This window comes from Ferdinandcohnia sp. Marseille-Q9671 (assembly GCF_976954385.1).
In genome coordinates this window covers 98,175-114,259 of sequence record NZ_CDRJTA010000002.1, presented here as the reverse complement: position 1 = coordinate 114,259, position 16,085 = coordinate 98,175, and the positions used below count along the sequence as shown (strand labels likewise).

Genomic DNA, 16,085 nt, shown 5'->3' with positions numbered 1-16,085 from the left:
ATAAAAAAGCATAGCAAAGGCAAGCATGAACGTAGAAAGCACGTAGACAAAGTACAGAATGGTCCTAGCTCTATTTAGGCCAGCTCAGCCACCAAAGCTAGAGCTCCGGTTAGGTAGCTTCGATTTTACTTATCCTCTTTGATATATATATTCCCCTGACGAATCCATTTCGTTGCAACCCATTTTTCACCCGTTGATACAGGTATACTTGAATGCAATGACAAACGATCAACCTCGCCCCTACTGTTACCGTATTGAAAATATACGGCAGAGCCCTTCTTAGGCACGATTGAGACCCCCGCTTTAGGAAAGACAGTTTGGCCTCCTGCAGATACATCATTTAGGTAAATGAGAAAAGTTCCAACCCGCTGGCCACCTTTATCTGGATTCACCTTACTGGAAGGAAAGTAATCAAAATGGTTTTTGTACTCCTCACCGATACCATAATTCAGAACCTGAAGTCCTTCTCCATTTTCAATTGGGAATTCTGTAAGTTCCGAAATTCTTTTTTCAATTTTGGTGATAAACTCATTTTCTTGCAAATAAAAAGACATTCCCTTACTAGTCCGACCAGTTGCTGCCTTTTCCTCACCTGTTTTTGGGTCAATGACAGTTGAAGGTTTTAAACGCTTCCTCGATAATTCAATTAACTGGTCACACTCTTCTATGGTTAACACGTTATCTAAATGTAAAATAAAAGGCTTTTCTACTTTCGAAAGGACCTTAACGTTGCGATCACTTGTATGTATGAGATTTCCTTTCTTGGCTATCTCGGGCTGTTCGTATTCAAATGGAGCATGTACACCTTGTATATTAGTTGGTTTATTGTTAACAATTCGAAATAAAGTCGTATATGAGAGCCTCGAGTCATACCCTTTTCGAATCATTGCATCTACAATCGCTTCTGGTTTAACGCCACTGTTTAGTGTTTTTATAATCCAATCCATGAGTGCACTCGGAATTTGATTCGCTTTCTCCATTTCTACCTCTCCTTTAGCCCATGTTTGCGTAGATTTTGGGTCGAGGAACCTGTCCCTTTGGCCCAAGTAATCCCTTACATTATATTTTAATATATAGTGGCTAATTTGTGGTAATGATTACTATTTTTTGAATGTAATTGAATTTCCTTGAGTATTAAAAAAGGAATACGAGTTACCCCGCATTCCTCTTTTTACTTTATTTTATACATTCTTACTACCAGTATAGATTTGTATTGCGTCTCTTAAGAATTCAGCTGTTCCAGGTTGTTCTTTGTCGTAATACGCAGTAAATCTTTCATCATCCACATACATTTGCGCTAAACCTGCATGAGCCTCTTTGCTGTATTGTGGCCAAAAAAACAGAAGCCATTTTTTATGCAATTCGGCCGCCTTTTGTCCAAGCTCTCCAGCAGGGTCTCCAACCTTTATAGCGGCGGCAAGGGTCTCTCTTAACTTTGCCTCAATTTGAACAGCTTCATCATGTTCTTCCTTAGACAGATTCATGAATTTTTCATTTGATTGCTTTACTGTTTCTTCACCATACTTCTCCCGAATTTCTTTTCCATACTTTTTCTCATTATCTTCAAGGGCTTTCCTCTTAAACCCTTCAAACTTTTCTTTATCGCTCATCGTTATTCTCCCTTCACTTTGCGCAATTGTCTTCTCAACATTAGCAATTAAGGCATCTAGCTGTTTTCGTTTATCAAGAAGTTGCTCCCGATGTTCTTTTAACGCTTTGGATTCATCAAAAGCTGGATCTGTCATTATGTTTTTTATATCAGTAAGGTTGATACCTAGCTCACGGTAAAAGAGAATTTGCTGTAGCCGGTTTACCTCATGTTGGCCATATATCCTGTACCCCGATGAATTGATTCTTGCCGGCTTAAGAATCCCGATTTCATCGTAGTATCGTAATGTCCTTGTACTTACTCCAGCTAACTTTGCTAATCTTTGTACTGTGTATTCCATCTGCACCACCTCCTGATAATTTCACTTTACACCTTTACGCAACGGTAAGGTCAACACGATAATCTATATTATTTTAAACTTTTTAAAAGAATGCATTTTGGTTTATGGGTAGAGGGCTTTGCAAATAATATCCAACGTATGGTAAAAATTGCTTTGGAGTCGTGTGGAAGATGTGATTGTTTTCCAGATTTGAATGGTTTTTATATAAATATCCAGTAAAACCATTCGCAAATGTAGTTTGTGTATGCTTTTGACGGCTAGTTTATAAGAAATACATTCGCAATTTCCAGTATGTGGTAAATTAGACTATATTATCAGCTATAACTGTAATTACTTTCCAGTTCCGAATGGTTTTTAAACAAATATCAGCCAAAACCATTCGCAAATGTAGTTTACGCATGCTTTTGACGGCTAGTTTATAAGAAATACATTCGCAGCATCCAGTATGTGGTAAATTTAGCTATGATATCAGCTGTAACTGTAATTACTTTCCAGATTCGAATGGTTTTTAAACAAATATCCAGTAAAACCATTCGCAAAAGTAATTTACGCATGCTTTTGACCGCTAGTTTATAAGAAATACATTCGCAGCATCCAGTATGTGGTAAATTTAGCTATGATATCAGCTGTAACTGTAATTAATTTCCAGATTTGAATGACTTTTAAACAAATATCCAGTAAATCCATTCGCAAATGTAGTTTACGCATGGTTTTGACGGCTAGTTTATAAGAAACACATTCGCAACTTCCAGTATGTGGTAAGTTTAGCTATAATATCAGCTGTAACTGTAATTATTTTCCAGATTCGAATGGTTTTTAAACAAATTTCAGCCAAAACCATTCGCAAATTTAGTTTACGCATGCTTTTGACCGCTAGTTTATAAGAAATACATTCGCAGCATCCAGTATGTGGTAAATTTAGCTATGATATCAGCTGTAACTGTAATTACTTTCCAGATTCGAATGGTTTTTAAACAAATATCCAGTAAAACCATTCGCAAAAGTAGTTTGTGTATGCTTTTGGCAGCCGACTACACGGAACCGGTACACACGCTAAACACCTACTATATGGTAGAACAAACTCTAAGATCGGATAGAACTATTTTTTATCCATATTCGAATAGTTAGAAACAAAAAAAAACCCTACAAGATAGATAGTACCTTGTAGGGCGGATACGATTAGTTTTCTTGAATGTCTTTACGGTTTTTCTTAAACATCTTAGATAGTACTTCATATACGATTGGTACGACAAGTAGCGTTAAGAGCGTAGAGCTTGCCAAACCGCCGATTACGGTAATACCAAGTCCCTTCGAAATTAGACCGCCACCGCCTTCACCAAGTACTAATGGAATAAGCGCACCAATTGTCGCGATTGCCGTCATTAGTATCGGGCGTAAACGAGTAGAACCTGCTTCTAAGATAGCCTCACGCATTGTCATTCCATCTCGTTCCATATGAATAATACGGTCTACTAGAACGATTGCGTTTGTGACAACTATTCCTATTAACATCAAGAGTCCCATCATAACAGAAACAGAGATTGTTTCCCCTGCAATTAACAATCCAACAAATGAACCGATCACAGCAAATGGAAGTGAGAATAGAATTGCAAATGGTGCAACTCCCTCTCCGAATGTTACTACAAGGATGAAGTACACAATTGCAATTGCTGCAAGCATTGCTAATCCTAGCTGAGTAAATGTTTCTGTCATATCTGCTTGAACACCAGCAATATCTGTTGTCACACCTTTTGGTAAATCTAACTCATCAATATCTTTACCTATTTCTGAAGATACTTTTGAGATATCTTGACCAATAATGGTTCCTGATACAGATGCATAGTACTCACCTTTACTGCGGGCAAGTGTATTTAAAGCAGTTCCTTCTTCAACAGTCACTAGATCAGAAAGCGGCATTGTTGTTCCAACTGCCGTTTGAACAGGAGTTGCTAACATATCCTCAATTGATGTAGGTTGAGTAGCTTCTTGATCCTTCTGCACAATAACCTCAAGAGTATTTCCGTCTTTCTCAACAGTTGTGAGGACTTCTTGCGTACGGTCTGGATTTAACATCATGAGAATTTGACCAGTTGTTAATCCATATTGTAGCAGTTCATCCTGCTCCACCTTAAATGTGTATTCTACATATGCATCCTCTGCACTTGAAGATACATCCTCTAAGCCATCATTTTCTTTCATTACATCTTCTACCATATGAACAGCTTCATACAGCTTATCTAAATCTTCACTGTAGAATGTATAGCTAACTTCATTTGTGCTCATTGACATAGCAGAGAAGTTCTGGCTCTTCCATTCTCCAGATTGTCCTAAGTTAAATACATAATCCTCGATTTCTTCACGCACTTCAGGGAAGTTATCCATTTCTGGATCAAAGATGAGGTACATTAACGCACCATCACCGCCGCCTCCCATCATCGCGGCCATCGGATCTCCACTTTCAGTCACTGATAACTGAAGGATATCAATATCTTTTCGTTTTAAAAGTTCCTCTTCAACTGAAGCAACATTTTCCAATGTTTCTTCCATTAATTCACCAGTACCTGGAGTATAGGTTAAGTACATAACCTTTTCCTCTTCACTACCCATGAAACTAAATCCAATGAGTGGAGTTAACGCTAAACTGCCCACTAATAATAAAATAGATAGAACTGAGACGATAATTTTATGGTTAAGAGACCAATCTAAAATTCCCTTATACCAATTTGCTAGTTTTCCAGCTTCCTTATGTGATCCTTCTACCTTTTCACTATAAAGTTTCTTCTTGAACAAGGTATGTGACAATGCTGGAACGATGGTAATCGCAACTAATAACGAAGCACCTAATGCAAATGTCATGGTTAATGCGAACGGCATAAATAATTCTCCAACCATACCACCAACAAAGATAAGTGGAGCAAAAACAGCAACCGTTACTAAAGTTGATGAAAGGATTGGTTTAAACATTTCGAGCGTTGCTTCACGAATTAAGGCACGTCCGTTTAGTTTCTCTTCTTTTAGATGGAGTCGGCGATATATATTTTCAACTACAACAATTGAATCATCGATTACACGACCAATTGCGACCGTTACCGCTCCTAGTGTCATCAAGTTTAATGTGATATCCAACCACTTCAGTAGCAATAATGCCATAAATATAGAAACAGGGATGGATACAATTGAAATAATCGTAGACTTAAAGTTACGTAAGAACAATAAGATGATTAGAACGGCAATTAGTCCACCAAATAGCGCCTTTTCAACCATTGTTGATACGGACTTTTCAATAGGCTCACCTTGATCAAGTGACACATCAATAATTAAACCCTCGATATTTTTTTGTTCTTCTTCTACTAGGTCTTTCACTTCATTTACAACATCGACTGTATTATCCTGTTGTCCTTTAATAATCTGAATCGCAATTGCATCTTTGCCATTTGTACGTGATACTGACTGAACTCTACCAACCTCTTCAATCGTAGCAATTTTACCAAGCTCTACAAATGGAACTGGGTTTTCTTCAGAAGGTGTAACAGGAATTAACATTTTCTTTAATTCATCTGCTGTCATGAATTTACCGTCAATGGCAACAGCTTGTTCCCCTTCTTCGAACTCAAATAACCCTAAAGATACAGCCATATCACTCGCTTGGATCATTTGCTTGACTGAATCCTCAGTTAGATCGTATTTTGCCATTTCTTCCTTGTTATAAGTAAGTTCAACTTCCTCTATATGCTGACCGGTAATTGTTGCAGACGCAACACCATCTAGCTTTTCAAGTTTTGGAAGCAAGATATCTTCAACTGTAGAAGTTAATTCTACAATATCCTCTGTTGAACTACTCACGCTAAGGGCTACAACAGGCATCATGTTCATGCTTATCGCTGTTATAACAGGCTCCTGCGCACCCTCTGGCAAAGTTACTGCGTCTAACGCAGCTTGTAAGGCACGTTTGGCCTCATCCATATCTTCACCATAGTCATATTCCACTTGGATATTCGCCATGTTTGAATATGAATTTGAATAGACTGATTTTACTCCTTCAAGTCCCTCGACTGCACTTTCAATCGGCATGGAGACATCTTCCATTACTTGTTCAGGGGTTGCCCCAGGATATACATCCATTACCATTAGGAACGGAATTGATATATCAGGAATGGTTTCTGTCTTCATTTGTGTACCTGAATATACTCCAGATACTGTCACAATAATGGTAAGTAACCAAACTGCTAGTTTATTCTTTAGTACGAAATTTACTATACCTCTCACTCTTACACCTACCCTAGATTGACTTATTTATCCCATTTACTTATAATAATGACCAATCAGTCATTTGTCAACGAAGAACTAGGGGAGAATAACTAAGATGGTAAAAAAACAGCTTATTATGGAAAAGGCTCTTGAGCTTTTTGCAAAACAGGGTATTGAAGCAACATCTGTTCAGCAAATAACAGAACATACGGGAATTTCAAAGGGTGCCTTTTATCTTTCTTTCAAATCAAAGGATGAACTTATTTTAGCACTCATTGACCATTTTATGGAACAAATCACATCCGATATTGACCATCTAGTCAAAAATAAAGAAAATGAAGAAAACTTACTCTTTAACTATTATTATGTAAGCTTTCAATCCTTTGAAAAGCATTCAAACTTTGCGAAGGTTCTCATGAAAGAAAATACTCAATCATTCAACGAAGAACTACTAGTTAAAATGTATTATTATGACAGGCTTGTTGATAATTCTATACTATCAATGATAGAACAAATCTACGGGGATGACATACTGACAACAAAATACGACCTTCTGTACTGTATAAAAGGACTTATGCGGATCTATTCAGAACTCCTTTTATTCGATGATGTACCATTAGATCTTCATTTGTTATGTCAGTCACTTGTAGAAAAAACAGACTTACTTGCAAGAGGGATGACAGTCCCCTTTATAACACCTGAACTTAACCGAATATCAGAATTCCATAAGTTAGAAGAAGTAACGAGAGAGCAATTAGTTGAAATCATTGACCCAGCATTACATGATATGGAAGACTCAATTGATAAGGAGTCACTTGTACTACTAAAAGAACAAGTCCTTGAACAAACCTTTAGTCCCGCAATTATAAAGGGACTGGTAGAAAATATAAGAAATAATCCACAATGCAAATGGATTTCTTATCTAGTTGGCAGGTACTTTAAACTATAAAAACAACGGCAGACTGCTTTTAACCATAAGCAATTTGCCGTTGTTTTCTTTTTATTTATCGAACCTGCCCATTGCCAGACATTAAAAATTTAACAGTTGTTAGAGCTGGTAATCCCATTGGTCCGCGAGCATGAAGTTTTTGTGTTGATATCCCTATTTCAGCACCGAATCCAAGAGCTCCTCCGTCTGTAAACCTTGTGGAAGCATTATGATAAAGAGCAGAAGCGTCTACCAGCTTCATAAATGCTTTAGCAGTTTGCACATCCTCCGTAACGATGGCTTCCGAGTGCTTTGTTCCATATATTTCAATATGCTCAATTGCCTCATCCACACCATCAACTACCTTCATTGCAATGTCTAGGCTTAAATACTCGTTCACCCAATCTTCTTCACCGGCTGGTATTGCGTTTGGAATGACTGACAATGTCGTCTCATCTCCGTGAACCGTAATTGAGTGAGCCTGTAATGTATTCACGAGCGTTTCCTTATTTACAGTCAGCCAATCCTTGTGAATAAGAACTGTTTCTGCCGCATTACAAACTGCTGGACGATCGGTTTTGGCATTCACGAGGATGGATAATGCCTTATGAACATTAGCTTTGGCATCAATATAAATATGACAGTTTCCTACACCTGTTTCGAGTACAGGTACAGTTGCATATTTAACAACAGTTTGAATCAGTGACGCTCCCCCGCGAGGAATTAGAACATCTATATATTCCTTCATTGTAAATAGCTGTTGTGTAGCGTTTCTATCAGTACTTGCAATGAATTGAACGGCTTCCATCGGGATTTTTGTTTTTTCTAAAGCATACTGGATAACTTCCACAATTGCTTTGTTCGTATGGATTGCAGAGGAACCACCCTTAAGAATAATGGCATTTCCTGACTTTAAAGCAAGACCTGTCGCATCGACTGTTACATTAGGACGGGCTTCGTAAATCATGCCAATTACGCCCAGTGGTACTGTTACTTTTGTAACCTGTAAGCCATTATCCAATGTCCAATCCGAAATCACTTGATCAGTTGGGTCCTCTAACTCCGCAACTTGACGTAAACCGTCAGCAAAGTCATAGACTCTTTCTTTCGTTAAAGTTAATCGATCCATAAAGCTTTCTGAATATCCTGATTCTCTTCCATGTTGTAAATCTACATTGTTCGCTTCCAAAATTGTTTTGTATTCCGCTTCAAGTATTTCCGCTAATATATATAATGCTCTATTTTTATCTTCTGTTGATAGTATACCAATCTGCTTAGATGCTTTTTTTGCTTTACGCGCCTGTTCAATAATATCAAGGTTTTCCTTTAATAAAGTCACCAAATTCCTCCCTAATCTAATAATCTCCTACACTCCTATTGTAATAGGAGCATCAATATGACAAACAAAATCGCTCATATCTACTACAATGGTTGATTCTAATGATTTTTCGGTTTTATCTTTTATAGCCTGTTGAATCTCTACAGACGAAAGGTTCACAACTCCTCGGCCAATTTCTTCACCATCCGTATCCAACACACGAACAACAGAGCCCTCTTCAAATCGACCAGTCACTCGAATCACCTCGTTTGCTCGTAAATCTTTTCTCTTTTCAACCATGCGATATGTAGCATGGGAAGCTATATGGATGTCTCCTTTTATACCTGAGTGAAAGGCTATCCACTTTTTCTTTTGATTTAACATGTTCACAGGTTCTCCTGACGAAAAATACGTACCTGTAGCCTGTTCATTCACTGCTTCCACAAGTATATTCTCTGTGTTAGCATTTCCCAAAAATGTTGAAATTCCAGAAGCCATGGCAATCTTTACTGCTTCTATTTTTGACTTCATTCCACCTGTACCAACTGCACTTCCGGAGCCACCTGCAGCCATCTCAATTTCCTCAGTAATTTCGTGGACTCGCTCTATTAACTTGGCATTTTTGTTCTTTACCGGGTTATGATCATACAAACCATCTATATCAGATAATATGACGAGCTGATTTGCATCTACTAAACCAGCAACCTTAGCTGCCAGCGTGTCATTATCCCCAAAATTCAATCGTTCCGTAGATAACGTATCATTTTCATTGACGATTGGGATTATCCCACGTTCTAATAGTACATTCATTGTGTTTCGAACATTTTGATAGCGTGATTCATCTAAGAAGTCACTACGTAAAATTAAAATTTGTGAGGCTACATAACCATGTGATAAAAAGAGATTAGAATACGACTCCATTAACAAACCTTGACCGATAGAAGCCGCGGCTTGCTTTTCCGGTAACGTATCTGGACGCTTTAGGCATCCTAGTTTTCTATATCCTGCAGCCACTGCACCTGATGATACAAGGACAACTTCATGCCCATTATCCTTTAACTCAGCAATCTCGTTGGCTAATTTCTCTAGTTTTCGCTTACTAATTTCTCCATGTCGGCTTGTTAAGGAACTACTTCCGACTTTTATGACAACTCTTTTTTCAGCGGACATCCGATCAATCCTATCTATTTTTGTTAATCAATTATGCCTTCACGTGTTTAACTCAACTATTCAGATAAACTAAAATCTAGGCATTCACCGAAGGTTTTTCCTTATTTACGTAGTCGATAAGTACGTACCAAATCTTGCGTTTAACTACCCCACTACCTCTATTAAACAGCTCTTACTTTCTTAGCTTCAACAGCTGTATCCTCTAACTGTGAGCTTATCTCTTCGGAACGTTTCGCCGCATGCTTTATCGCTTGTGAGATTGCTTTTCCTCCACCATTTTTTTCTAATGCTGCTAAACCTGCAGCTGTTGTGCCATTTGGTGAAGTGACATTTTCACGTAGAGTAGTAGGCGTTGCATCCTGCTGTTGAATCATTTTTGCTGCTCCTACGATTGTCTGTGCGATGATGTCCCTCGAAACTGATTCATGCAAACCTGCTTTTTTTACAGTTGCTTCCATGTGTTCCATAAGGTAATAAATGTATGCTGGGCCACTACCAGCTACTCCTGTAAAGACATCCATTTGATCTTCAGGAATTTCATAGACTTTACCAATGGATTCAAGTAATTCTGTCGCAAGTGACATGTTTTCTTTTGTGGTATAAGTGCCGGCAGAAATGGCAGTTGCGGACTCTCCAATCATACTAGATGTATTTGGCATCACTCGAACCACCTGTTGACCTAATGGTAAATTCTTCTCCATAAAGGATGTAGAAATACCAGCTAATACAGATAACACGAGTTGATTTGGTAGAAGTGAATCTTTGATGGATTGTAATGCGACTTCAGCATCCTTAGGTTTCATTGCGAGGACTATAATATCAATATCTTGCAAGTTTAGGTTTTGGCTCTCTAAACCGTTAATTCTATATTCCGCTTCAAGTTCTTTTAAGCGTGCTTTATTTGTTTTATTTGTAACATATACCTGGTTATTCGGGACTTTTTCAGCTGCAACAATACCAGAAATCATTGCCTCTGCCATGGAACCTGCCCCTATAAAAGCGATTGTTTTCTCATGTAACATCAAATGTCTCCCTTGTAGAGGATGTTTAAAAAGTCCGGTGAAAATGACACATCAGTATAGGATCTTCGACTATATACCGACACTTCCTGTGTCGAACGTCGAAGTCACCACATCCTGCGGAAGCTCGTTGGCTTGCCTTTCCGCTCCTCACGTATTAATTGCATACGCTCCGGTACGCGGGAGCTTCGCCGCCTCAAACTTTCGACGCACAGGATGTGCTAGTGTCGACATTGCCACAGGACGTGGCGTTATTGTCGACGTGGTCCTTTCATCCTCCTTTTTAAACATACACTTATATTTAAGTTTTTTTGCAACGTCCTTATCGTAACATCTATAAAATGATTATCAAGGACTTCAAGGAAAGTCATGCGCATATCATTCAATTAGTTAGTGTAAGCGTTAACAAAGAAAGCTAACTCCCTCAAATCAAGCATTACGCTCAAAAATAAGAGCAGAAGATAGAATTTGCAGATTTTTGGGACAGAGGGACAGGCCCCTTGTCCCTGCAGGAATCGTCGATATATATCAGTTTTTAGGGAGAGCGGAATATGCCTGGTTTGTCCCTAACATGGTACACTAAAATGGGAGGGGAAATTTAGATGGAAAAACAACCTTACATAGAAAAACTGTTTATTGGCAAACCAAAAACGGTTGGAAATCCGAACGCTACAAAACTCATGGATAAAGAGTGGACAAGTGGAATTTTCAAAGAACCCGTTCAGCACCCAGTGTGGCTTAGCAAGGTGCAATTAGAAGGAGATGGGCAAGCCGATTTAAAAAACCATGGTGGGCCAGAAAAGGCAGTCCTCGCTTATACAGCAGGTCATTATCAAAAGTGGCAAAGCGAACTCGGTAATGACCAGATTGAACCAGGCGCAATGGGAGAAAATTTTTCAGTCGTTGGTCTAGACGAAACCAATGTGTGTATTGGGGATATATATGAGATTGGAGAGGCAACAGTTCAGGTTTCTCAGCCTCGTCAGCCTTGCTGGAAGCCCGCTCGCCGTTTTAAAATACTAGACTTTGCATTACGTATCCAAAAATGCGGCCGAACGGGCTGGTATTTCAGGGTTTTGCAGGAAGGGTCTGTAGAAGAAGATGTTCAAGTTACATTGATCAAACGACCTTACCCTGAATGGACGATTGCGCGTTGCAACGAAATTATGCATGAAAGAAAAAATGATTTAGAGGCTGCTGGACAATTGGCCGCTTGTGAATATTTGGCTTCAAGTTGGAAGGAAACATTAACAAAACGACTCGATGGTGAATCAAAGTCGATCGAAAATCGAGTATATGGACCAAATAAAGAATAGGATGCCAAAAATCGGCATCCTATTTCGTAATATGTTCTTTTTTCAGGTTTAATTCTTTTATAATTTCTTCATTATGCTGTCCGAGTAGTGGAGCAGGCTTTACTAGCTGACCTGGCGTTTCTGAAAATTTTGCTGGAAATCCAAGGGTATTGATTTTCCCTGCAATTGGATGTTCTATCTCTAGCACCATGTCTCTTGCTCGAATATGTGGATCTTGCATGGTTTGGTCATAGGAGTAGATTGGGCCAGATGGTATACCTTCTCTATCTAATAAATCTAACCAGTAGTCTGAGGTATGATGGACTAATATGGCCTCAATCTCTCGCTCAAGCTCTTCCACATGCTCCTTGCGCAAACTATTCGTACTATATCGTGAATCCTCTAACCACTCCGGTTTAGCAACGACTTGCAGACAGAACCTCTCCCAAAGCTTTTGGTTAGCCGCACCTATTAAAATAAACCCATCTTTCGTTCGGAAACCTTGATAAGGCGCTGCTGCACGGTGTGCCGTTCCATTTCTCTGTGGAACATCACCATTTCCAAAGTAAGCAGCCGCTTCCCACACTGTCCACGCAAGACCCGAGTCAACAAGGGAAACGTCAATATATTGACCTTCCCCCGTTTTTAATCGGTGGATATAGGCCGTTAAGATCGATTGAATGGCTGTTTGGGCAGCTGCAATATCATGAATAGCGAGGCCTACCTTAACAGGCTTTCCGTTCTTGTCACCTGTCATATCCATGATTCCGGAAAGTCCCTGCGCCATAATATCCAACCCACCCTTTTGGGCGTACGGACCTGTCTGCCCATAACCTGAGATTGAAATATAAATGAGTTTTGGGTTTATTTCTTTCAATGTTTCATAGTCTATGTGTAACTTTTTTGTCACTCCGGGACGGTAGTTTTCCACAAACACATCTGCTGTTTCAACTAACTTATAAAGAATGTCTCGCTGTTCTTCTTCTTTCAGATTCAAACACATTCCTCTTTTATTTCGGTTAACCATCATATACATATAGCTTTCTTCTTCGAAATAAGGTCCCATTTTACGAGTATCATCCCCGTTTGGGTACTTTTCAATCTTAATGACGTCTGCTCCCATGTCCCCGAGCACCATCGTACAATAGGGGCCTGCGAGGATTTGTGAAAGATCGAGAACCTTCATTCCTTCTAACGCTTGTTTCATATTCACATACCTCCTAATTTATGATTTTCTTAGTTTGATAGTAGGAAGGTCTTTAATGCTGGAAGCTCCAGCTAATGCGATGGATACCTTTGTATCTTGAATATAATTTCCGATCACCTTCTCAACACCCGCCTTACCTGCGGCTGCAAGACCATATACAAACGGCCTACCAATAAAGACCGCTTCTGCACCTAACGCAAGTGCCTTTACAACATCTGAGCCTCGACGGATGCCGCTATCAAACAGGACAGGGATATCCCCCTTTATCTCCTCTACTATTAGTGGCAAAGCATCAATTGCTGCTATCACGCCGTCCAGCTGCCTGCCTCCATGGTTAGAGACTATAATTCCATCTACACCTTGATCCACTGCTAATCTTGCATCTTCTGGACTGAGTATCCCTTTTAATAGAATTGGCAATGTAGTGTGTTCCTTTAACTCTGCTATGTGATTCCAATCTAAAGTAGGATGGAAAACATTATCTAAAATTCCTTGTACGATTGATTCCTGATCACGACTGTCAAGAGAGGCTAAAAACACAGGATCTTGTTCATAGTTTGCTTTACCATACCCAAGCTTTAGTGGAGAAAAGCGGTTTTTCATGTCCTCTTCTCTCCAACCTAACATAACAGTATCTACAGTAAGAACGATCGCTTCGTACCCCGCTGCTTCAGCACGTTTTACCATATTAAAGGAAACCTCTTTATTATTAGACCAATAGAGTTGGAACCATTTCGGGCTATCCCCTGATACCGCTGCAACATCCTCAATGGAGTAGCTTGCAACTGTACTAAGAACAAATGGCACCTTAAAGGTAGCTGCAGCCTTGGAAGTTGCTAATTCCCCTTCTTCATGCGCGAGCTTTTGCATTCCTACTGGAGCAAGTAAAAATGGATACGGATATGTCTTTCCAAACAAGTTTATACTTGTATCTACATTTGATACGTTACGTAAAACCCTTGGTACAAGAGAATATTTTGAAAATGAGTCAAGATTTTTTCGTAAGGTTTCCTCCCCACCCGCACCTGAACGAACATATCCAAAACCACCAACGGACATATTTTTTTGGGCTACTTGTTCAAGTTCTTCATAGGAAACTGGAAAATACTCCTCATTCACAATCTTTCCTATATAAGCATCCTTTACCTTTGATGTAGTCATAATAAGAGCCTTCTTTCCTTACATATTAAATGTAAAACTAATCTACTATTTAAAATTTGGTTTTCTTTTTTCTAAAAAGGCATTAATTCCTTCGATATAATCATCCGAATGGAACGATTCCAAAATAAGAGCCGAAAGATCTTCATCTTCCTCTGTCTCTCCATCCAATATGGCTCTAATAACTTGTTTCATCCCATTATTAGCCACTGAGGACCTTGAAGCAATAAGTTCGGCAAATGTAGTTGCTTTATCAAGAACCGAATCTCCAGGATATATATAATGAAGTAAGCCAATATCCTTGGCTTCACTTGCACTGATTAATTTACTTGTAAACAGGAGTTCTTTTGTTTTAGCTGGTCCAATTATATCCATAAGCCTTTTAGTACTCGCTAAGTTATAGACGATTCCTACTCGAGAGGCTGTGATACCAAATCGGCTGTCGTCTGATGCAAACCGAAAGTCACAAGCGTTCGCTAATTCAAGTCCACCGCCAATTGCAAACGAGCGAACAACTGCAATGGTTGGCTTTTTAAAACGTGTAAGTTTATCAATTCCTTCAAGCGCCTTATCATTGTAATGCTTTGCTTTCTCAACCGAAAAACGATTATCCATAAATTCACTTATATCTGCACCAGATGCAAAAGAAGTCTCATCGACACCTCTAACAAGTAGGACCTTAACGCTAGAATCATTTTCGACTTCCTCTAATAGCGTGGTTAACCTTTCAAACATGGCAAGTGTAAAAGCGTTGCGCTTTTCAGGTCGATTAATCACCAAAGTTGCTATGGCGCCATTCTGTTCAATATATAATTCATTTGACATAAAACCTCACCCCTTAAATACGTATTCAAAAAGGAGGATGAAAAGGACCGCGTTGACAAGAACGCCACGTCCTGTGGCAATGTCGACACTAGCACATCCTGTGCGTCGAAAGTTTGAGGCGGCGAAGCTCCCGCGTACCGGAGCGTATGCAATTAATACGTGAGGAGCGGAAAGGCAAGCCAACGAGCTTCCGCAGGATGTGGTGACTTCGACGTTCGACACAGGACGTGTCGGTATTTAGTCGAAGATCCTATACTGATGTGCCATTTTCACCGGACCTTTTGAACACCCTCTCTAATCCTTCTTCAAGTTTGCTGCAAGTTTATTACCAATTGTCTGGATAGACTGAACAAGGACAATTAGGATAAATACAGTGGCATACATGACATCCACTTCGTAACGGAGGTGACCAAAGCGATATGCAAGGTCCCCAAGTCCTCCAGCCCCTACAAGTCCAGCCATTGCAGTTGCTCCTATTAAACTGACTGTTGCAATTGTTAGCCCTAGTATAATAGACGGCCTTGCTTCTCTTAGCATGACATTCCAAATAATTTTTCTGGTTTTAATTCCCATTGCTTGATAGGCTTCGACTACACCTGCATCAACCTCGAGTAAAGCGGATTCCATTAATCTCGAAATATAAGGGGCCGTATAAATTACTAACGGAACGATAACCCCTTTTACCCCAATCGTTGTCCCAACAATTAGTTTTGTAAATGGAAGAATGAAAAATAATAGAATAATAAATGGTACAGATCGGATAATATTTATCACTAAATTAAGAGCTTCATAGACCCATTTATTTTCCAATGATTGTCCTGGTCGAGTTAATACGAGGAAAATTCCGAGTGGGATTCCAATAAGTACTGAAAATAATAAGGAGATTCCTACCATCTGGAAGGTTTCCACTACTGACTTTCCAATAACGGGTAACCATTCTGTAAATTCTGCAAATCGATTCATGTCTT

The 16,085-nt window shown here is 39.3% G+C and carries 12 protein-coding genes; 2 read left to right on the top strand and 10 right to left on the bottom strand.

Annotated features, from left to right (window positions below; all coding sequences use genetic code 11):
- Positions 1 to 125: 125 nt before the first annotated feature.
- The 3 genes from ACWNMY_RS12215 to ACWNMY_RS12205 form a co-directional block, all read right to left on the bottom strand.
- Positions 126 to 980 carry a 2OG-Fe(II) oxygenase gene (locus ACWNMY_RS12215; protein ID WP_449538554.1) on the bottom strand — a complete coding sequence of 285 codons (855 nt, stop codon included), beginning with the start codon at positions 978 to 980 and terminating at the stop codon, positions 126 to 128.
- A 201-nt stretch (positions 981 to 1,181) separates the two neighbouring features.
- On the bottom strand, positions 1,182 to 1,949 hold the full coding sequence (locus ACWNMY_RS12210) for a MerR family transcriptional regulator (RefSeq protein WP_449538553.1): 768 nt from the start codon (positions 1,947 to 1,949) through the stop codon (positions 1,182 to 1,184).
- 1,179 nt (positions 1,950 to 3,128) lie between these two features.
- Positions 3,129 to 6,215, bottom strand: a complete 3,087-nt coding sequence (locus ACWNMY_RS12205) for an efflux RND transporter permease subunit (protein WP_449538552.1) — start codon at positions 6,213 to 6,215, stop codon at positions 3,129 to 3,131.
- Positions 6,216 to 6,312: 97 nt separating this feature from the next.
- Between ACWNMY_RS12205 and ACWNMY_RS12200 the strand changes: the two genes are divergently transcribed.
- Positions 6,313 to 7,146, top strand: a complete 834-nt coding sequence (locus ACWNMY_RS12200; RefSeq protein ID WP_449538551.1) for a TetR/AcrR family transcriptional regulator — start codon at positions 6,313 to 6,315, stop codon at positions 7,144 to 7,146.
- Positions 7,147 to 7,201: 55 nt separating this feature from the next.
- On the opposite strand, the gene ACWNMY_RS12195 is transcribed toward ACWNMY_RS12200, so the two are convergent.
- From ACWNMY_RS12195 to proC, 3 genes are all read right to left on the bottom strand, one after another.
- Positions 7,202 to 8,464 (bottom strand): glutamate-5-semialdehyde dehydrogenase, encoded by a 1,263-nt coding sequence (locus ACWNMY_RS12195; RefSeq protein ID WP_449538550.1) that lies wholly within the window; start codon positions 8,462 to 8,464, stop codon positions 7,202 to 7,204.
- Positions 8,465 to 8,491: 27 nt separating this feature from the next.
- On the bottom strand, positions 8,492 to 9,613 hold the full coding sequence (gene proB / locus ACWNMY_RS12190; RefSeq protein WP_449538549.1) for a glutamate 5-kinase: 1,122 nt from the start codon (positions 9,611 to 9,613) through the stop codon (positions 8,492 to 8,494).
- 161 nt (positions 9,614 to 9,774) lie between these two features.
- Positions 9,775 to 10,635, bottom strand: coding sequence for a pyrroline-5-carboxylate reductase (proC, locus tag ACWNMY_RS12185; protein WP_449538548.1), 861 nt, complete (start codon positions 10,633 to 10,635; stop codon positions 9,775 to 9,777).
- A gap of 599 nt (positions 10,636 to 11,234) precedes the next feature.
- On the opposite strand from proC, the gene ACWNMY_RS12180 reads away from it, so the two are divergent.
- Positions 11,235 to 11,948, top strand: coding sequence for an MOSC domain-containing protein (locus ACWNMY_RS12180; RefSeq protein ID WP_449538547.1), 714 nt, complete (start codon positions 11,235 to 11,237; stop codon positions 11,946 to 11,948).
- Between the two features lie 19 nt (positions 11,949 to 11,967).
- On the opposite strand, the gene ACWNMY_RS12175 is transcribed toward ACWNMY_RS12180, so the two are convergent.
- From ACWNMY_RS12175 to ACWNMY_RS12160, 4 genes are all read right to left on the bottom strand, one after another.
- Positions 11,968 to 13,134 carry a CaiB/BaiF CoA transferase family protein gene (locus tag ACWNMY_RS12175; RefSeq protein ID WP_449538546.1) on the bottom strand — a complete coding sequence of 389 codons (1,167 nt, stop codon included), beginning with the start codon at positions 13,132 to 13,134 and terminating at the stop codon, positions 11,968 to 11,970.
- Positions 13,135 to 13,152: 18 nt separating this feature from the next.
- On the bottom strand, positions 13,153 to 14,295 hold the full coding sequence (locus tag ACWNMY_RS12170; RefSeq protein ID WP_449538545.1) for an alpha-hydroxy acid oxidase: 1,143 nt from the start codon (positions 14,293 to 14,295) through the stop codon (positions 13,153 to 13,155).
- A gap of 45 nt (positions 14,296 to 14,340) precedes the next feature.
- A complete protein-coding gene (locus ACWNMY_RS12165) occupies positions 14,341 to 15,117 on the bottom strand; it encodes an enoyl-CoA hydratase/isomerase family protein (RefSeq protein ID WP_449538544.1) in 777 nt (258 codons plus the stop codon).
- Between the two features lie 294 nt (positions 15,118 to 15,411).
- A complete protein-coding gene (locus ACWNMY_RS12160) occupies positions 15,412 to 16,080 on the bottom strand; it encodes a methionine ABC transporter permease (protein WP_449538543.1) in 669 nt (222 codons plus the stop codon).
- Between the last annotated feature and the right edge of the window lie 5 nt (positions 16,081 to 16,085).